The 17,245-nt window shown below is 67.7% G+C and carries 21 protein-coding genes and 1 pseudogene; 7 read left to right on the top strand and 15 right to left on the bottom strand.

Annotated elements, in window-relative coordinates; translation table 11 throughout:
- Positions 1-29 precede the first annotated feature (29 nt).
- The 4 genes and pseudogenes from ASF45_RS16680 to ASF45_RS16665 form a co-directional block, all read right to left on the bottom strand.
- Positions 30-392 (bottom strand): annotated as a pseudogene (locus ASF45_RS16680) (methyl-accepting chemotaxis protein); the annotation flags it as partial.
- Between the two features lie 16 nt (positions 393-408).
- On the bottom strand, positions 409-906 hold the full coding sequence (locus tag ASF45_RS16675) for a chemotaxis protein CheW (RefSeq protein ID WP_235580940.1): 498 nt from the start codon (positions 904-906) through the stop codon (positions 409-411).
- Positions 903-1,292: a PleD family two-component system response regulator gene (locus ASF45_RS16670; RefSeq protein WP_056664815.1), complete on the bottom strand. Its 390-nt coding sequence runs from the start codon at positions 1,290-1,292 to the stop codon at positions 903-905. The genes ASF45_RS16675 and ASF45_RS16670 overlap by 4 nt, the downstream gene beginning before the upstream one ends.
- Positions 1,293-1,317: 25 nt before the next feature.
- On the bottom strand, positions 1,318-1,470 hold the full coding sequence (locus ASF45_RS16665; protein WP_056664812.1) for a rubredoxin: 153 nt from the start codon (positions 1,468-1,470) through the stop codon (positions 1,318-1,320).
- 142 nt (positions 1,471-1,612) lie between these two features.
- On the opposite strand from ASF45_RS16665, the gene ASF45_RS16660 reads away from it, so the two are divergent.
- The 3 genes from ASF45_RS16660 to ASF45_RS16650 all read left to right on the top strand — a co-directional run bounded on the left by ASF45_RS16660 (position 1,613) and on the right by ASF45_RS16650 (position 4,664).
- Entirely contained in the window at positions 1,613-2,542 is a 930-nt protein-coding gene (locus ASF45_RS16660; RefSeq protein WP_056664809.1) for a bifunctional hydroxymethylpyrimidine kinase/phosphomethylpyrimidine kinase, read from the top strand.
- 5 nt (positions 2,543-2,547) lie between these two features.
- Entirely contained in the window at positions 2,548-3,849 is a 1,302-nt protein-coding gene (gene hemL, locus ASF45_RS16655; protein ID WP_056664806.1) for a glutamate-1-semialdehyde 2,1-aminomutase, read from the top strand.
- A gap of 92 nt (positions 3,850-3,941) precedes the next feature.
- Positions 3,942-4,664 (top strand): glycine zipper 2TM domain-containing protein, encoded by a 723-nt coding sequence (locus ASF45_RS16650; RefSeq protein WP_056664803.1) that lies wholly within the window; start codon positions 3,942-3,944, stop codon positions 4,662-4,664.
- 61 nt (positions 4,665-4,725) lie between these two features.
- Here ASF45_RS16650 and purH read toward each other — a convergent pair whose 3' ends face one another.
- From purH to dusB, 3 genes are read right to left on the bottom strand one after another with little or no spacing between them, the layout of a single operon-like run.
- Positions 4,726-6,330 carry a bifunctional phosphoribosylaminoimidazolecarboxamide formyltransferase/IMP cyclohydrolase gene (gene purH, locus ASF45_RS16645; protein ID WP_056664800.1) on the bottom strand — a complete coding sequence of 535 codons (1,605 nt, stop codon included), beginning with the start codon at positions 6,328-6,330 and terminating at the stop codon, positions 4,726-4,728.
- Positions 6,331-6,368: 38 nt separating this feature from the next.
- Entirely contained in the window at positions 6,369-6,605 is a 237-nt protein-coding gene (locus ASF45_RS16640) for a Fis family transcriptional regulator (RefSeq protein ID WP_056664797.1), read from the bottom strand.
- Entirely contained in the window at positions 6,602-7,639 is a 1,038-nt protein-coding gene (gene dusB, locus ASF45_RS16635; RefSeq protein WP_056664793.1) for a tRNA dihydrouridine synthase DusB, read from the bottom strand. Before dusB ends, ASF45_RS16640 begins: the two co-directional genes overlap by 4 nt.
- Positions 7,640-7,759: 120 nt before the next feature.
- Here dusB and ASF45_RS16630 point away from each other — a divergent pair, with 120 nt between their 5' ends.
- Positions 7,760-8,239, top strand: coding sequence for a YqaA family protein (locus ASF45_RS16630; RefSeq protein WP_056664785.1), 480 nt, complete (start codon positions 7,760-7,762; stop codon positions 8,237-8,239).
- A gap of 7 nt (positions 8,240-8,246) precedes the next feature.
- Here the strand turns inward: ASF45_RS16630 and ASF45_RS16625 are convergent, their stop codons facing one another.
- The 3 genes from ASF45_RS16625 to ASF45_RS16615 all read right to left on the bottom strand — a co-directional run bounded on the left by ASF45_RS16625 (position 8,247) and on the right by ASF45_RS16615 (position 10,775).
- Complete coding sequence (locus ASF45_RS16625) at positions 8,247-8,693, bottom strand: DUF2501 domain-containing protein (RefSeq protein WP_056664783.1); 447 nt, start codon at positions 8,691-8,693, stop codon at positions 8,247-8,249.
- Positions 8,694-8,833: 140 nt separating this feature from the next.
- Positions 8,834-9,619, bottom strand: coding sequence for a THxN family PEP-CTERM protein (locus ASF45_RS16620; RefSeq protein WP_056664779.1), 786 nt, complete (start codon positions 9,617-9,619; stop codon positions 8,834-8,836).
- A gap of 307 nt (positions 9,620-9,926) precedes the next feature.
- Positions 9,927-10,775: an AraC family transcriptional regulator gene (locus tag ASF45_RS16615; RefSeq protein WP_056664776.1), complete on the bottom strand. Its 849-nt coding sequence runs from the start codon at positions 10,773-10,775 to the stop codon at positions 9,927-9,929.
- A gap of 218 nt (positions 10,776-10,993) precedes the next feature.
- On the opposite strand from ASF45_RS16615, the gene ASF45_RS16610 reads away from it, so the two are divergent.
- The 3 genes from ASF45_RS16610 to ASF45_RS16600 all read left to right on the top strand — a co-directional run bounded on the left by ASF45_RS16610 (position 10,994) and on the right by ASF45_RS16600 (position 14,064).
- Positions 10,994-11,863, top strand: coding sequence for a fumarylacetoacetate hydrolase family protein (locus ASF45_RS16610; protein ID WP_056664773.1), 870 nt, complete (start codon positions 10,994-10,996; stop codon positions 11,861-11,863).
- 5 nt (positions 11,864-11,868) lie between these two features.
- Positions 11,869-12,651, top strand: a complete 783-nt coding sequence (locus ASF45_RS16605; protein ID WP_056664769.1) for an alpha/beta fold hydrolase — start codon at positions 11,869-11,871, stop codon at positions 12,649-12,651.
- Between the two features lie 72 nt (positions 12,652-12,723).
- Positions 12,724-14,064, top strand: coding sequence for an amidohydrolase family protein (locus ASF45_RS16600; protein WP_056664764.1), 1,341 nt, complete (start codon positions 12,724-12,726; stop codon positions 14,062-14,064).
- 122 nt (positions 14,065-14,186) lie between these two features.
- Here ASF45_RS16600 and ASF45_RS16595 read toward each other — a convergent pair whose 3' ends face one another.
- From ASF45_RS16595 to ASF45_RS16580, 5 genes are all read right to left on the bottom strand, one after another.
- Positions 14,187-15,308, bottom strand: a complete 1,122-nt coding sequence (locus tag ASF45_RS16595) for a site-specific integrase (protein ID WP_056664759.1) — start codon at positions 15,306-15,308, stop codon at positions 14,187-14,189.
- The gene (locus ASF45_RS16590; protein WP_056664757.1) at positions 15,305-15,550 is read right to left on the bottom strand and encodes a hypothetical protein; all 246 of its coding nucleotides are present in this window, start codon (positions 15,548-15,550) and stop codon (positions 15,305-15,307) included. The genes ASF45_RS16595 and ASF45_RS16590 overlap by 4 nt, the downstream gene beginning before the upstream one ends.
- Positions 15,547-15,777 carry a hypothetical protein gene (locus ASF45_RS35390; RefSeq protein ID WP_156473047.1) on the bottom strand — a complete coding sequence of 77 codons (231 nt, stop codon included), beginning with the start codon at positions 15,775-15,777 and terminating at the stop codon, positions 15,547-15,549. The genes ASF45_RS16590 and ASF45_RS35390 overlap by 4 nt, the downstream gene beginning before the upstream one ends.
- 238 nt (positions 15,778-16,015) lie before the next feature.
- A complete protein-coding gene (locus tag ASF45_RS16585) occupies positions 16,016-16,210 on the bottom strand; it encodes a hypothetical protein (RefSeq protein ID WP_056664755.1) in 195 nt (64 codons plus the stop codon).
- Positions 16,210-16,725, bottom strand: coding sequence for a hypothetical protein (locus tag ASF45_RS16580; RefSeq protein WP_156473046.1), 516 nt, complete (start codon positions 16,723-16,725; stop codon positions 16,210-16,212). Before ASF45_RS16580 ends, ASF45_RS16585 begins: the two co-directional genes overlap by 1 nt.
- Positions 16,726-17,245: the final 520 nt, after the last annotated feature.

Below are 17,245 nucleotides of genomic sequence, written 5' to 3'. Positions count from 1 at the left end.
CTGGGCACGGGGGAGGACGCGGCCAGGCGGTCGAGCAGCCGCGCACCGGCCACCACGCCCTGGGTGGCGCGCTCCATGGAAGCCGCCGCATCGTGCGTGTCGGACTGCAGGGCCTGCACGAGCCCGGCGACCAGCCTGGCGGCGTCGGCCGAGCGCACCGCCAGGCGCTGTGCCTCGCCGGCCACCGTCGCCAGGCCCTGGCCGGACGCGTTGGCCGGCGCGGCCTGGATGGCGACATTCAGCGCCAACACCTGGGCCTGCTCGGCAAGGTCGGCGGCCAGGACCGCGAGTTCGCCCATCTGCTGGGCCGATTCGCCCAGGCGCTTGATGCGCTTGGCCGCGTCCTGGATCTGCACGCGCAGCGTGTTCATGGCGCCGATGGCGCCGTGCAGGCCGGCCGCAGCGTGCTCAGGCATCGATGGCCAGGAAGGCAGGCGCCCGTGCCAGCGCTTGCAGATCCAGGGTCTGCCAGGCCAGGCCGTCGGCATCGGTGTGCAGCGGGCCGAGCCAGGGCTGCGCGCGCGGGGCATCGGCTGCCGCGGGCACAAAGTCCTCGGCCGTGCGCAGGCCCAGCAGCCGGTCGACGCGCAGGGCGCAGTTCAGGCCGATGGCGGGGTGAAAGCCCAGCAGCTTGGGGTCGGGCGCCGCGGCCTCTTGACCGCCGTGCAGGAACCGCCCCAGGTCGACCACGCCGCAAAGCTCGCCGCGCAGGTTGGCCACGCCCAGGAACCAGGCCCGCGTGTAGGGCGTGGGCTGCACGGCGGTCCACGGAAAGATCTCGCCGGCCTGGGCCAGTGGCACGAGGCAGCGCTGGCCGCCGGCCTGCACGGCCAGCCAGTGCGCGGGCGGCAGAGCGGAGGCGGTGTCGTGCGCAGCCATCGCGCTGCCGGTGTCGGGTGGGGTCACGCGCCTGCGCGCCCGTACTGCAGCACGGCCTGCAGCAGCTGGTCCTTGGTGAAGGGCTTGGTCAGGTGGTCGAGCGCGCCGACCATGCGGCCGCGTACCTTGTCGAACACGCTGTCCTTGGACGACAGCATGACCACCGGGATGTCCGCGAAGCGCGCGTTGCGCTTGATGATGGCGCAGGTCTGGTAGCCATCGAGCTTGGGCATCAGGATGTCGCAGAAGACCAGCTGCGGCGCGTGGTCGTTGACCTTGGCGAGCGCGTCGAAGCCGTCTTCGGCCAGCAGGACCTCGTGGCCGCCCTGCTTGAGGAAGATTTCGGCGCTGCGGCGGATGGTGGCGCTGTCATCGACCACCATCACGCGCAGGCTGGGGGTGGTGGCCGTCATGGTGTTTCGGTTTCTGGGCTGGCGCTCAGATCTGGACCATCTCGAAGTCTTCCTTGCGCGCGCCGCACTCGGGGCAGGTCCAGTTCATCGGGACATCGGCCCACAGGGTGCCGGGCGCAATGCCATCGTCCGGCGCGCCTGCCGCTTCGTCGTAAATCCAGCCGCAGATCAGGCACATCCAGGTTTTAGGGTCGGTCACAGTGTTCGGGGGGCGTTCCAATAGAATGCCGGCGATTGTATAGAGGCGTCCCGGGCGCAATGCCCGGTGGCAAAGGCTCCAGCGCACGCCGCTCCACCCCCTTCCAAGACCGCCCATCCGCATGACCGACTCCGCCGCATCCCCTGGTTCCGAGCCCGAGCTGTCCGACACGGACGAGGACGCCGGGCCGGCCTGCGTGCTGGTCTTCAATGCGAACGACCCGAGTGGCGCGGGCGGCTTGTCGGCCGATGCCGTGGCCATCGCATCGGTGGGCGCGCACGCGCTGCCGGTGGTGACGGGCACCTATGCGCGCGACAGCGCCGAGATCTTCGAGCACTTCGCCTTCGACGAGGAGGCCGTGACCGAGCAGGCCCGCGCCGTGCTCGAGGACATGGCGGTGCAGGTCATCAAGGTCGGCTTCGTCGGCAGCCCCGAGAACCTCTCGGCCATCGCCGAGCTCACGGCCGACTACGCCGACCTGCCGGTGGTGGCCTACATGCCCAACCTGTCGTGGTGGGACGAGGACCAGATCGACGCCTACCTGGACGCGTTCCAGGAACTGATGCTGCCGCAGACCACGGTGCTGGTGGGCAACCACAGCACGCTGTGGCGCTGGCTGCTGCCGGACTGGAGCAGCCAGCGCAGCCCCTCGCCGCGCGACATCGCCAAGGCCGCGGCCGACAAGGGCGCGCCCTACACGCTGGTGACCGGCATCCTGCTGCCCGACCAGCACGTGGACAACGTGCTGGCGACGCCGCAGACCGTGCTTGCGAATGCGCGCTTCGAACTCTTCGAGGCCCAGTTCACGGGGGCCGGCGACACGCTGGCGGCGGCCCTGGCCGCGTTGCTGGCCAGCGGCTCCGAACTCAACGAGGCCGTGGTCGAGGCGCTGACCTACCTGGACCAGAGCCTGGATGGCGGCTTCCGCCCCGGCATGGGCCATGTGCTGCCGGACCGCATGTTCTGGGCCCAGCCCGAAGAGGGCGAGGAAGAGGCGCAGGGCGAAGAGCCGCCCGAGGCCGACAACGACGCAGGCGCCGTGCGCCACTGACCACCATGAGCACCAACGAAGAACTGTTCGCACGCGCGCAGCGCGTGATCCCCGGCGGCGTGAATTCCCCTGTGCGCGCCTTCCGCGCCGTGGGCGGCGTGCCGCGTTTCGTACAGCGCGCCCAGGGCGCCTATTTCTGGGATGCCGAAGACCAGCGCTACATCGACTACATCGGCTCCTGGGGCCCGATGATCCTGGGCCACGGCCACCCGGCCGTGCTGGCCGCGGTGCAGGAGGCTGCCGTGCAGGGCTTCTCGTTCGGCGCGCCGACCGAGCGCGAGATCGAATTGGCCGAGGCCATCCTCGCGCACCTGCCGTCCATGGACATGGTGCGCCTGGTCAGCTCGGGCACCGAGGCCGCGATGAGCGCGATCCGGCTGGCGCGCGGCGCCACCGGCCGCAAGAAGATCATCAAGTTCGAGGGCTGCTACCACGGCCATGCCGATGCGCTGCTGGTCAAGGCCGGCTCGGGCCTGGCGACCTTCGGCAACCCGACCAGCGCCGGCGTGCCGCCCGAGGTGGTGCAGGACACGCTGGTGCTCGAGTACAACGACCTCGCGGGCCTGGAGCAGGCCTTTGCCGAGCATGGCGCGGCGCTGGCCTGCCTCATGATCGAGCCGATCGCGGGCAACATGAACTTCGTGCGCGCCAGCGTGCCCTTCATCCGGCGCTGCCGCGAACTGTGCACGCAGCACGGCGCGCTGTTCGTGTTCGACGAGGTCATGACAGGTTTCCGCGTGGCGCTGGGCGGGGCCCAGAGCGTCTATGCACGTGAGATCCCGGGCTTCGCGCCCGACATCACGGTGCTGGGCAAGGTCATCGGCGGAGGCATGCCGCTGGCGGCCTTCGGCGGGCGCCGCGCCGTCATGGAACAGCTGGCGCCGCTGGGCCCGGTCTACCAGGCCGGCACGCTGTCGGGCAACCCCGTGGCCACGGCCTGCGGCCTGGCCACCTTGCACGAGATCGGCAAGCCGGGCTTCTACGATGCGCTGGCCCGGCGCACGCAAGCCCTGGTGGCCGGCCTGCGCCAGGCCGCGGCCGACGAGGGCGTGCCCTTCAGCGGCGACAGCGAGGGCGGCATGTTCGGCTTCTTCCTGCTGGACGCGCTGCCGCAGAACTACCGCACCGTCATGACCACCGATGGCGCACGCTTCAACACACTGTTTCATGGCCTGCTGGAGCGCGGTGTGTACATCGCACCGGCCCTGTACGAAGCCGGCTTCGTCAGCGCGGCCCACAGCGACGACGACATCGCGCAGACGGTGGATGCGGCGCGCGCCGTGTTCCGCCTGCTGGCGCGCGGCTGATCACCGCCGTCAACGCCCGGCGCTGCCCGGGCGTTGAAAAGCCTGTGTAAAGGCCTAAACTTTTGGCAGGCCGACAGGTCGTAAGGATCACCATGAAAAAGCTTTTGCTTCTTGCCGGCGCCAGCCTGCTGAGCGCCTCGGTGCTGGCCCAGGAATACGGCACGGTGATTTCGGCCACGCCAGTGATGCAGCAGGTGGCCGTGCCGCGCCTGGTCTGCAACAACCAGCAGGTCGTCACGGCTTCGCAGCCCTCCGGCGCCGGCGCCGTTGTCGGCGCCATCGCCGGTGGTCTGCTCGGCAGTGCCTTCGGTGGCGGCAGCGGCCAGGTGGCGGCAACGGCTTTTGGCGCCCTGGGCGGTGCGGTGCTCGGCAACCAGGTGGAGGGCCAGCAGCCCGACCAGGTCCGCACCGTGCAGAACTGCAGCACGCAGACCTTCTACCAGAACCAGACCTCGTACTACGACGTGGTCTACGAGTACGCAGGCCGGCGCTACCAGGTGCAGATGGCCAACGATCCGGGCCCGACCGTGCCGCTGCAGGTCACGCCCATCGGCAGCGTGCCGCCGGTGCAGCAGGCCCCGGTGCGTGCGCCGGCCCGCATCATCTCGAGCACGACCTATGTGCAGCCGGCGACGGTCTACCAGAGCGAGCCGGTGACCACGGTCTATGAATCGGCACCGGTCTACAGCCCACCCTCCTACGTGGCACCGCTGGCCATCGGCATTGGCCTGGGCGTGATCGGCGCCAACCTGTCGCACCGGCACTACGGCCCGCCCCCGCGTTACTACTACGGGCGCCCGCACCACTGGCGCTGAAGTCTGCGCCCACAAAAAAGCCCGCTGCGAGAGCGGGCTTTTTGTTGGGCGAAACCGCGGCTCAGTGGCGGAAGTGCCGCACGCCCGAGAACACCATGGCCACGCCGCGCTCGTCGGCGGCATCGATCACTTCCTGGTCGCGCATGGAGCCGCCGGGCTGGATCACGCAGGTCGCGCCCGCGTCCACCACCACGTCCAGGCCGTCGCGGAACGGGAAGAAGGCATCGCTCGCGACCACCGTGCCGGCCAGCGAGAGCTTGGCGTGTTCGGCCTTGATGCTGGCGATGCGGGCCGAGTCCAGGCGGCTCATCTGGCCCGCGCCCACGCCCATGGTCATGCCGTTCTTGCAGAACACGATGGCATTGCTCTTGACGTACTTGGCCACCTTCCAGGCGAACAGCAGGTCCTGCAGTTCTTGCGGCGTGGGCTGCTTCTTGGTCACGACCTTGAGGTCGGCCAGCTGCAGCTCGTGGTTGTCGGCGGTCTGGATCAGCAGGCCCGAGCCGATGCGCTTGACGTCCATGGCGTTGCGGCCGTTGTCCCAGTCGGTGGCGCCGCCTGCGGGCAGGGCGATCTGCAGCACGCGCACGTTCTGCTTGGCCTTGGTGGACTGGAACAGCGCCAGCGCCTCGTCGCTGTAGCCCGGTGCCATCAGCACCTCGACGAACTGCTTGTGCACCTGCTGCGCCGTGGCCAGGTCGACCGGGCGGTTGAAGGCGATGATGCCGCCGAAGGCCGATGTCGGGTCGGTCTGGAAGGCCTTGCTGTACGCGTCCAGCGCGTCGGTGCCGACGGCCACGCCGCAGGGGTTGGCGTGCTTGACGATCACGCAGGCGGGCACGTCGAAGCTCTTGACGCATTCCCAGGCCGCGTCGGCATCGGCGATGTTGTTGTACGAAAGCTCCTTGCCCTGCAGCTGCTTGGCACTGACGAGCGAACCGGGCGCCGGGTACAGGTCGCGGTAGAACGCGGCCTGCTGGTGCGGGTTCTCGCCGTAGCGCAGATCCTGCAGCTTGACGAAGCGGCCGTTGCTCTGCGCCGGGAACAGCGCGCGCACGGGCGCCGGCTGGCCGGCGCTGGCCTCGAAGTCCACGGCCGACAAGAAGTCGCTGATGGCGCCGTCGTAGTCGGCGATGCGGTTGAACGCGGCCACCGACAGCGCGAAGCGCGTCTTGTCCGAGAGCTTCCCCTTGCCGGCCTGCAGTTCGGCCAGCACAGCGTCGTACTGCGAGGCGTCGGTCAGCACGGCCACGTCCTGCCAGTTCTTGGCGGCGCTGCGGACCATCGCCGGGCCGCCGATGTCGATGTTCTCGATGGCGTCTTCCAGCGTGCAGCCGGCCTTGGCCACGGTGGCCTCGAACGGGTAGAGGTTCACGACCAGCAGGTCGATGGTCTCGATGCCGTGTTCGGCCAGCGCGGCCACATGGGCAGGCAGCGCGCGGCGCGCCAGCAGGCCGCCGTGGATCTTGGGGTGCAGCGTCTTGACGCGGCCGTCCAGCATCTCGGGGAAGCCGGTGTGGTCGGCGACCTCGGTCACCGGCAGGCCGGCATCGGCCAGCAGCTTGGCGGTGCCGCCGGTGGACAGCAGCTTGACGCCCAGCGCGTGCAGGCCCTGGGCCAGCGCCAGCACGCCGGTCTTGTCGGAAACGGAGATCAGTGCGTTCATCGGATCGGAGGAATAAAGCTAAGGAATGGGGGGCTGGCTCACTTGATGAGCTTGTGGTCGACCAGCTTCTTGCGCAGCGTGTTGCGGTTCAGGCCCAGCCACTCGGCCGCGCGCGACTGGTTGTTCTCGGCGTGCTGCATGACGACCTCCAGCATGGGCCTCTCGACGGCGCGGATCATCATGTCGTAGACCCCGCCCGGCTCGATCCCGTGCAGGTCCTTCAGGTAGGTTTCCAGGCTGCTGCGCACGCACTCTTCGATACTTTTCTTGCTCACGCTGCGCTCTCCTCCAGAAGTTCTTCGCTGGTCACGGTGGCGGGCATGCGCTCCTGAAGGCTGCCCATCTCGTCCATGAATTCGGCCACGGCGGCCAGTTGTTCGGCCGGCGTCTCCAGCCGGTTCATGCGCTGACGGAACGCCTCGCCGCCCGGCAACTGGCGCACGTACCAGCCGATGTGCTTGCGCGCCGAGCGCACGCCGGTGTACTCACCGTACAGGGCGTAATGCTCGGCCAGGTGGTCCAGCAGCAGGCGCCGGACCTCGGCCACGAGCGGCGGCGCCAGGTGTTCGCCCGTCGCCAGGAAATGCACGACCTCGCGGAAGATCCAGGGCCGGCCCTGGGCCGCGCGGCCGATCATGACGGCGTCCGCGCCCGTGGCGGCCAGCACCGCGCGCGCCTGCTGCGGCGTGGTGATGTCGCCATTGGCCACCACCGGCACGCGCACGGCGGCCTTCACGGCGGCGATGGTGTCGTACTCGGCGTGACCGCTGTAGCCCTGCTCGCGTGTGCGGCCGTGCACGGTCAGCATCTGGATACCCACGCCTTCGAAGGCGCGCGCCAGCACCACGGCGTTGCGCTGCTCGGCGCACCAGCCCGTGCGCATCTTGAGCGTGACCGGCACGTTCTGCGGTGCGCAGACGGCCACCACGGCCTCGGCGATGGACACGGCCAGCGCCTCGTTCTGCATCAATGCCGAGCCGGCCCACTTGTTGCAGACCTTCTTGGCCGGGCAACCCATGTTGATGTCGATGATCTGGGCGCCGCGCTCCAGGTTGTAGGCGGCCGCCTCGGCCATCGTCTCGGGATCGGTGCCGGCGATCTGCACGGCGATCGGTGCCACCTCGCCGGTATGGTCGGCGCGGCGCGAGGTCTTCAGCGAAGTCCACAGGTCGCGCCGCGAGGTCACCATCTCGCTGACCGCGTAACCCGCCCCCAGCTGCTTGCACAGCTGGCGGAACGGGCGGTCCGTCACCCCGGCCATGGGGGCGGCAAACACGTTGTTCGCCAAAGTGAACTGGCCGATCTGCATGCTGGGGTGCGGGGGAGGGTCGGAGGCGGGGGAGGGATTCTAGCTGCCTCAAATTTCAGCAATTGAAACGGCTGCTTGCCTACATGGCGGGCCGGAGGCGGCCCCTATACTGGCCCGCTCATGGAAGCCTGGCTGAACCAATTGCTGAGTGCGCTGGCGCTGCCCGAGTTCGGCCTGAGCACGGTGTTCGTCGTGTCCTTCATCTCGGCGACGCTGCTGCCGCTGGGCTCCGAACCCGTGGTGTTCGGCCTGGTCAAGCTCAACCCGGAGATGTTCTGGCCGGCCATTGTCGTGGCCACCGTGGGCAACACGCTGGGCGGTGCGGTGGACTGGTGGTTGGGCTACGGCGCCCACAAGGTGGCCGACCGTTACAGCCATTCCTCGCACCACGTGCGGGTGCTGGGCTGGCTGAAGAAGCTGGGGCCGAAGGCCTGCCTGCTGGCATGGCTGCCCGCGGTGGGCGACCCGCTGTGCGCGGTGGCGGGCTGGCTGCGGCTGCCGTTCTGGCCCTGCCTCTTCTACATGGCCATCGGCAAGTTCCTGCGCTACCTGCTCATGACGGGGTCGCTGGTCTGGGCGTTCCCCGGGGTCTGGCACTGAGGCCTGGTCAGATCAGCGACTTGGCGTTGTCGAGCACGTACTCGCAGGCCTTGTCCTTGAGCTGGTCCTGGATCTTGCCCATGTCGAAAGACTTGCCGTCGCTGCCGCTCAGGATGCCGGACAGGCCGCTCTGGTAGCCCTTGTCCTGCGTTTCCTTGCCGCCGCCCAGGCCGATCTTGCCCAGCAACTTGTCCTTGATGCCGGCCGCGCCGCCGGCCAGGTACTTGCGCTCGATGCAGTACTGCAGCACGCCCGCCGCGTTGCTGGCCGTGCCGCCGCCGATGCTGGGCAGACCCAGGCCCCCCAGCATGCCGGCCGCGCCGCTGCTGCTGCCGGCGCCCAACTGTTCGCCGGCCGCGCTCTTGAGCCTGTCGAGCGGGCTCGCCGCTTGTGCCGACAGGGCGGTCAGCGCGGCGAGGGCAATGGTGCAACTGCGAAGAAGGTGGCGGGCCATGGCGACGTCCTGGTTGGTGCGGGTGCGGAGCTGCGCCGAATTCTAGGCCGCGCATTTCTCCGTGGCGTGGCATGGACGCGATGCCAGCACTGGACACAAAAAACCCCGCCAAAGCGGGGTTGGCTGAGGCCGCCGAGTGCTCAGCACTTGCCTTGCTGGCGACGACGCAGACCGGCCATGCCCAGCAGGCCCGCACCGATCAGCGCGAGGGTGGCAGGCTCGGGCACTTCCGTTGCGACCAGGCGGAACGCAAAGTCCACGGTGTAGTCCTGGCCTTCTGGCGTGGCGAAGCCGAAGCAGCCAGCCTGGTAGCCAGCGGCGACGCACTGGGCATCGCTCAACTCGGTGAACGCCGGGTCGGAGATGAACTGGAAGCTGTACTCGTAGCCGTCGTAGGTGAACGACTCGCCGAAGCCGCCCACCAGCACAAAGATGTCGCTGCAGGGGTTGGCTTCGGGTGCGGACGGGCAGCCGGTGTTGCGGTTCGGCGTTTCCGTGAAGTACACGCTGTAGGAGGTCTCGAACAGCTTGTCCACACCAGGTGCAGACAGGCTCAGCGTCGAGTCGATCTTGGTCGTGCTCAACGTCCAGCTGTTGGCGCCCAGTGCGGCGTTGTTGTAGTGGGTGTAGCTGTTGGCCGGGACGAAGGCGCCATTGGTGGCGATCGGGCCGTTGGAGGGAGAGTTGGTGATCTCCAGGCCGCTGCGGGTGCCGGTGGCGATGCTGCCGTCGTTCTGGCCCCACTGCAGCAGGTTCGCGCTGGTCCAGTAGCCGGTGGATGGATTGACGGGGCCCGGATTCGTCCCCGAGTTCACGAACGTCGTGGCGGCGGGGGCCGTGTCGAACGCGCTCGTCACCTCGTAGGTCCAGTTGGCGACAGGAGCGGCACTCGCGGCCGATGCTGCCAGGGCAACAGCGACGGCCATGGCGACACGGCTTGATTTCAGAGAGCGCATTGCATTTCCTTTGCGTTGAGGGAAAGAACAGGTCTGGGACCCGGCGAATGCTGCAACGCGCAAATGCCGTGCCTGTTCGATTTTTGCGTCTAGTACCAGGTAGTTAGCGCGCGCAAAAGGAGCAGATGAAGTGCTAGTTGTCAAAAAAATCGACGTTTTACAAGGTTTGTTCTCTTGTTGTGAGGCGGGTGGTGGTGTAGGAAAGTTCTGACACTGAATGGCAAAAGTCCTACAGAGACGGGCCTCGCTTCGATGTGCGCGGACCCGCCGGCGGCGCTCAGCGTGGAACGCCCGTCACGGTCGATGGCATTGGCGCGCGCACGGCCCGCCGAAAGATCGAGGGCGACACGCCGGTGTGCTCCTTGAAGAAGCGCGAGAAGTTGCCAGGCGCCGAGAAACCGAGATCGAGCGCAACGTCGGTGAGCGGCGCGCCGTCGCCAACGCGCCGCATCGCCTCTTCCACGCGCACCGCGCTCCAGAACACCTGGGGCGTCGTGTTCAACTGGTCGCGGAACAGCGCGAACAGGTGGCCGCGTGACAGGCCGACGCGGCCCGCGATCTCGTCGATGGTGGCCTTGTCGGACACGTGCGCGCGCATGTGCGCGATGGCCGCGCGCAGGCGGTGGTCCAGCGATGCGCCGAGCGCGATGTGCGGCCACGGTGCCACCTCGTTGGCGGCATCGGTGGCGGCCTCGAGCAGCCGCTCCACCTGGTCGTCGACCGCGGCGCGCGGCGACTGTGCCGACAGGATCAGGTCCAGCACCTGCCAGCAGGCCCGGCGCAGTGCTGCGTCGATGTGAACCCTTGGGGTCGCGAAGCGGAACCCGCGCCCCGCGGCGTCGGCTCGCTCCTTGAGCCACTCGTGCCGCACCATGAACACGAGGAACACCGCGACCCCGCTGTCCTCGTGCATCGCGAAGTCGTGCGACTCGAAGGCGTTGACACCGAGCGCCAGGTCTTCGCTGTACTCGACGCGTTCATCGCCGACGCGCGCCGTGCCGCGCGCCCCGCCCAGCCAGAACGCGATCTGCGCTTCCGAATGCGCGTGCGGGACCAGGTTGCCCCGCAACTCCAGCACGATGGCCGTGCCGAAGGCTCCTTCGTGAAGTGCGTACGCCTCTGCCATGCCCCAACTCCCACAACGTGGCGCGGATTCTGGTGCCCCGGCCGGCGTCAACGTCAGGCTCCTCGGGTAAGCCCTGAGGAATGCATCTGACTCTTTGATACGCCGGGCGACTCGGCGATAAGCGCGCCGGGCGGCCGGCTCCTACAGTTTTGCCAGCGGTCTGTGCTGCCCCGCCAGATGGGCAGGCAGGCCGTCCCCCCAACCTTCTGGAGCATCCCATGCGTCTCGCTGCATTCCTGGTCGACGGGCATTCCCATGTCGGCCTGGTCGACCCCACCGGACACACCATCACCGCGCTCGATGTGCCTGCCGCCCAGGCCGCATATGGCGTGCTGCCCGTCATCCAGGCACTGGCCGAGGGCAGGCCGCTGCCTGCGGCAACGGACCGCCGGTTCCACGTCAAGGGCGTGCAGCTGGACGCGCCGCTGCCCAAACCACGCCGCAACATCTGGTGCGTGGGCCGCAACTACCACGCGCACGCGAAGGAACTCTCGGCCTCGGTGTTCAAGGACAACGATGCCAACCCTGCGTCCTGGCCCATCGTGTTCACCAAGGTGCCCGAGTGCGTCGTGGGCCCACACGATGCCGTCCATGTTCCGACCGACCTCTCCGAGCAGATCGACTACGAGGCCGAACTGGCCGTCGTCATCGGCAAGGGCGGCAAGAACATCGCCAGGGCGGCGGCGCTGTCGCATGTGTTCGGCTACACCATCGTCAACGATGTGACTGCGCGCGACGTGCAGATGCGCCACCAGCAGTGGGACATGGGCAAGTCGTTCGACACCTTCTGTCCCATGGGCCCGTGGATCGTCACGGCAGACGAACTGGATGGCACGAAGACGCGCGTGCGCTGCTGGGTCAACGGCGAGCTGCGCCAGGACGGCCCGACCGAGAACATGATCTTCGACATCCCGACGCTGATCGAGACCATCTCGCGCGGCATCACGCTGTACCCGGGCGATGTCATCGCCACCGGCACGCCGGCCGGCGTGGGCATGGGCCTCGTGCCCCCGCGCTACCTGCGCGCCGGTGACGCCGTGCGCATCGAGGTGGATGGCCTGGGGGCCATCGAGAACAGGTTCGTCTGAACGCCATGGCCACGCAATGCATCAACGGCCTGGCCGTCGAGATCGCCGGCGAGGGCGATGCGGTTCTGTGCATCCACGGTTTGGGTGGCTCATCCAACGTGTGGACGCCCATCGCGGGCGCGCTGCAGCCGTTCCAGCGCATCGCCCCCGACCTGCCTGGCAGCGCGCGCTCCGCACTGACGCCCGGCCCGCTTTCCATCGAAAGCCTCGTGCAGGCCATCGCGGGGCTGGTGCACACGCTGGAGCTGAAGTCGGTTCACGTGGTCGCGCACTCGCTCGGCACCATCGTGGCCCAGCACCTGGCCGTGGCGCACCCTCCGCTGGTGCGCTCGCTCGCATTGTTCGGTCCGCTGGTGTGTCCGCCAGACGCCGGCCGCCCCGGCATCCGCGCACGTGCCGCACTGGCCCGCCAGGGCGTGCTCGCCATGCAGGAGATCGCCGATGCCATCGTGCAAGGCGCCACGAGCAGGGAGACCAAGGCCGACCGCCCCGTGGTTGTGGCCGCAGTGCGCGAGCTCATCATGCGCCAGCCGTGCGAGGGCTATGCGCAGAGCTGCGAGGCGCTGGCTGCGGCGCAGTCTGCGGCGCTGGAATCCATCGCGGCGCCCGTGCTGCTGGTGACCGGCGACCAGGACGGCGTGGCGCCGCCAAGCAGCCTCGAAACCATGGCCCATCGCCTGGCGGATGCCTCGATGGCCGTGCTGCCCGGCTGCGGTCACTGGACCACCCTGGAGCAGCCCCAGCGCTGCGCCCAGGAACTCGAAGCCTTCCACGCGCGCCTGCGCTGAACCCACCCTCGTTTGCCACCCCTTCCGGCCCGGCCGGGAACCCCACGTGACCACCAGGTCAAGGAGACAGAGATGACGCGGTATGCATTCACGAACGTTCGCATCTTCGACGGCACGGGCGAGGACCCGTACCTGGGCGACGTGCTGGTCGAGGACAAGAAAATCATCCAGGTCGCCCGCGCGCCGGAAAAGGTCGGCACCGAAGGCGCACGCGTGTTCGAAGGCCGTGGCCGCTTCCTGATGCCCGGCATGACCGAGGCCCACACGCACTTCTCCTGGAACGACCAGCCCTCGCTGGCCGCCATCCAGTTTATGCCGCCGGAAGAGCACATGCTCTGGTGCGTGCGCGTGGCAAAGCGCTACCTGGACATGGGCTGGACTTGCGCCATCGGTGCGGCCGCCGCCAAGCCGCGGCTGGACGTGGTGCTGCGCAACGCCATCGACGCGGGCGAGTTCCCGGGCCCGCGCTACCTGGCGGGCTCGCAGGAGATCACGACCATCGGGGCGCTGGGTGACAACACGCTGCCGCACATGCCCTTCGAAGAGCTGAGTTTCGGCAGCGTCTGCAGCGGCCCGGAGGAGATCCGCCGCGCGGCGCGCACCTTCATCAAGTACGGCGTCGACCACCTGAAGATCAACCTGTCGGGCGAGTACATCGCCGGCCTGCCGGCCGAGATGTCGCCGTTTTCCGAAGAAGAGGTGGCCATGCTGTCACGCGAGGCCAAGCGCTACGGCAAGCGCATCGCGGCGCACGCACGCTCCAGCGAATCCGTCAAGCTGTGCGTGCGGCATGGCATCGAGATGGTCTACCACGCCAGCTTCGCCGACGCGCAAGCGCTGGACATGCTCGAGGCTGCCAAGGACAGGCACTTCGTGGCCCCGGGCATCGGCTGGCTGGTGCGCACCACCTACCACGCGGCCGAGTACGGCATCACCGAGGCCGTGGCCACGCAGATGGGCTACAAGCGCGAACTCGAGGTGGCCGCGCAGAGCCTGCGCGAGATGCACAAGCGTGGCATCCGCATCCTGCCTGGCGGCGACTACGGCTTTGCGTGGATGCCGCACGGGACCAATGCCAACGACCTGCAGTACTTCGTCGACTACATCGGCATGACGCCCAAGGAGGCGCTGCTGGCGGCGACCGCGCTGGGCGGCGAGATCATGATGCAGCCCGACACGCTGGGCAAGCTGAAGGCCGGCTACACCGCCGACATCGTGCTGGTCGACGGTGACCCGTTGCAGGACCTGTCCATCCTGACCGACCCGGCGAAGATCCAGCTGGTGATGAAGGACGGGGTCATCTACAAGGAGTGCGCGACGCCGACGCCCAAGGATGCGGCCTTGCATTTGGAAGGCGCGGACTTCCCGCTGCGGGAAGAGGGTGTCAAGGAGGCGCTGGCTGAAATGGCCTGAGCCTGCTGGTCCCCTCGACAGGAATCGAACCCGCGCCTATAGGCAAATGGAAAACAGCCGAATTCCTTTGCTCTGCTGTTCTCCCTCTGAAACGGTCCGGCGAGCGCAGCCGAAAACAGGGGTCATGTCCCGGTTTGTGTCCCGGTTTTCTGGCCCGACAGGAAGCTGTTCAGGCGCCTGACTTCCGACCCGGCGTCGGCCGCCTCGATCCACTTCGAGTACACGCGGTAGAACATCTCGACTGAGTGCCCGAGCTGGCGCGCGACCCAGGCCGGCGTGCTGCCGGCGTGCAGGCAAATCGTGGCGAACGTGTGCCGGGTCTGCCGCGCGTCTCGGCTCCGCAGGCCGGAGAGCTTCATCGCCGGCTTCCACCAGCAGTCCAGCGGGCCCTTGGTGGTCGTGTAGAACAGGTTGTCCATGCCGAGGAATACGTGGTCGCTGGCCAGCTGGCTGACAGCGCGTTGCTGTTCCAACGCGGCCAGGGCCCGGCCGGTCAGCTCGACCTCGCGCGACACGCCGGTCTTGGTGCCCTTCTCAGCGCTGCGCGTGAAGGCCGTGTCCACCGTGACGGTGCCGCGCCTGAAGTCCACCTTGGACCAGCGCAGCGCGATCTGTTCGCTGGGGCGCAGGCCGCTGAAGAAGGCGAACTCGTAGTACCGGCGGCCGCGGTCGTTGCGCATCTTCGACAGCATCAGCTCGGCCTCGCTCAGGGTGAATGGGTCCGGCTGTGGCTTCGTCGGCCGGCGCATCTCAATGTGCTCGTGCAGCGGCTCGCGCACCAGCTTCGCCTTGAAGGCGTACTCCAGCACCATGCTGAGCACGCTGGCGATGTTGTTCCAGGTCTTCGGGTGCTGCGGCAGGGTGGCCAGCTTGGCCATCAGCGCCCGATAGTCCAACGCGTTCATGCGCATGTCCTGCCAGTCGGCAAAGTGCTTGGACGACAGCGTCTGCGCGTAGCTGTGCGCAGTGCTGTGCTCGATCTCCCCGCGCTTGACCTTCTTCCATTCGGCCGCGACCTCGGCCCAGGTCATGCTCGGCGCATCCTTCGCCACCCGCGGCGAGCTCGGGAAGTAGTCGCCCAGGGCGAAAGTGCCGCGCTCGATCTTGCCCAGGATCTCCAGGCGCAGCCGCTCGGCGTACTTGATGTTGACCGGCGTGGGCTCGATCTCCAGGCGCTCGCGGCCGTAGCCTTGGGCGCGCAGGTCAATCTGTAGGTGCCGGTCGCGCACGATCACGCCGCTCATACGTCGATCACCTCGCCTTGCTCTGCCTTCGGCTTGCGGCCGCGTTTGGTCGGGATGCTCGGCTGCTGGTCGATCCATTCGTACAGAGCCAACATGTCGAACAGGCGCCGGCCCTGAACCCACTTCCAGACCTTCCCCTCGATCCACAGGCCGCCGCGCGAGTGCTCCGCGAAGAACTCCTCGGTGAAGCCGGTCAGCTCGGACGCCAGCGCGACGGTGACCCATCGAACAGTCGCGTTCATGGTCGGCACTCCTCGCTCCTGACTTTGCCGCGGATGCCGGGAAATTTCCGGCCCGTGCGCTCGAAGCTGCGAATCGGCGCTGAGGACATCTTTTGATGTACCAGTCTTCCCAGCCGTGCGCCACACTGCTGCTTTGACCCCAGTGAGGCCCCGAAAAGACCGAAGTGAGAGCCGACCAGCACGCGCAGTACCGGATCAACCCGCGACGCGTTGAATTCCTTGCTCATGGGAGCGATCGGTCCTGCCGGATCAGTGTTCCTGCACTTGAGTTGTTGGCAGGACGCAGCCTCATCGGCGGCGAAGCACCTGTGATGGCTTATCGCCAATTCTGGGAGCTGATACATAGGCTTGCGCGGGCGCACCCTGGATTTGCTGACGGCGAGGTCTTTCTTCTGTCGCGCGACGTTGAGCCGCGCTAGGCCGCGCTGTTCGCCTGGTCCAGGGATGGCCCGAACTCGGCGTTGTTCACCCATTGGAGCCTCCGTTCTCGATCACCTTCCCTGGCCGGAAGAACTCGCCGGACTTGCGCTTCGTCGCCTTGATGTACTCGACCTCCACCTTGGCGCTGTTGATCAGCACCGTGGCCACTTCGGCCACGGCTTTGGCGCGGTCGATAGGCATCGGGTTCTCACGGTCGCGCAGATCCGCCAGCGTGGCCATCAGGTGTCGTCGGATGGCAGCGATGGGGCTTGTTGGGCCGTCCGTGTCCGCCTGTTGATCGCCTGCGTGATCTGCCCCTTGAGCTGATACAAAGCGGCCACTTCGGGCGGCATGGCGCGCACGCTCGCCCGTTCGAAATGCTCGCTCTTCGTGAACAGCGCCAGGTTGTCCTGCGTCCTTGGGCCGTTCCCGTCCTTGAGCATCAGGCTGTACCCCGGTGGGATCGGGCCGTTCTTGGCTTCCCACTCGATCACGTCCACCCGCTTCCAGTCCTTCTTGGGGTTGCCGGTGTCCGTCACCTTCCGGATCAAGATGCCGCGGTCCAACCGCTCCGACCCGATAGGCCTCCAGTTGCGCGCCGGATGGTGAAGCTTCTTCAGCCCCAGCTCGTACGCCCGCTTGTAGATCGCCGGCACGTTGCGTCCCGTCAGCTGCGAGATCTGTTCCACGCTCGTCACCGGGTACAGGGCCCGCAGCTGGTCCTCGTCCTCCTTCGTCCACAGGCGCCTCGTCATCGCGATCCTCGCTGTCGTCATGGGGCAGGGCGCAGCTGGGCAAGTCAGCGGGGCCCTTGCGGAACATCTTGTCGTCGCCGCTGAAGGTAATCAAGTCGTGGTCCATGGCCACGACCAGTTGGGCGTGCACGTTGCGACTGTCACCAGGCATGACGAACCGGTCAACGATGTCGGCCAGCGTCAGCGCCGATTCGGGATGCAGGGCGAACCAGCAGCAGACCTTGGCGGCCAGGCTCTCGGGGCGGGGGCGGTACGTCATGCCGTGGCTCCTTCCAGAGAGGACTGCAGGCCAGCAAACACCATGGCGCCGACTTCGACGGTGACCCTGCTGCGAAGGGTCGCGCGCTCGGCCTCAATGGCTTCCAGACGCCGTGGGCTGAGCAGCACCCAGACCTCGAAGAATGTGCCGCCCTTGCCCCTGTGTTGATTTCCACGTATTCCTGACCCGCCATTTCCATCGAACCTTGACCCACCCTGGATAGAGCCCAGCGGGACTCATGGTGTGGATAACTTCTTCGGT

It is taken from the genome of Pseudorhodoferax sp. Leaf265 (assembly GCF_001422365.1).
Lineage (GTDB): Bacteria > Pseudomonadota > Gammaproteobacteria > Burkholderiales > Burkholderiaceae_C > Pseudorhodoferax.
This window is presented reverse-complemented; position numbering and strand designations above follow the sequence as displayed.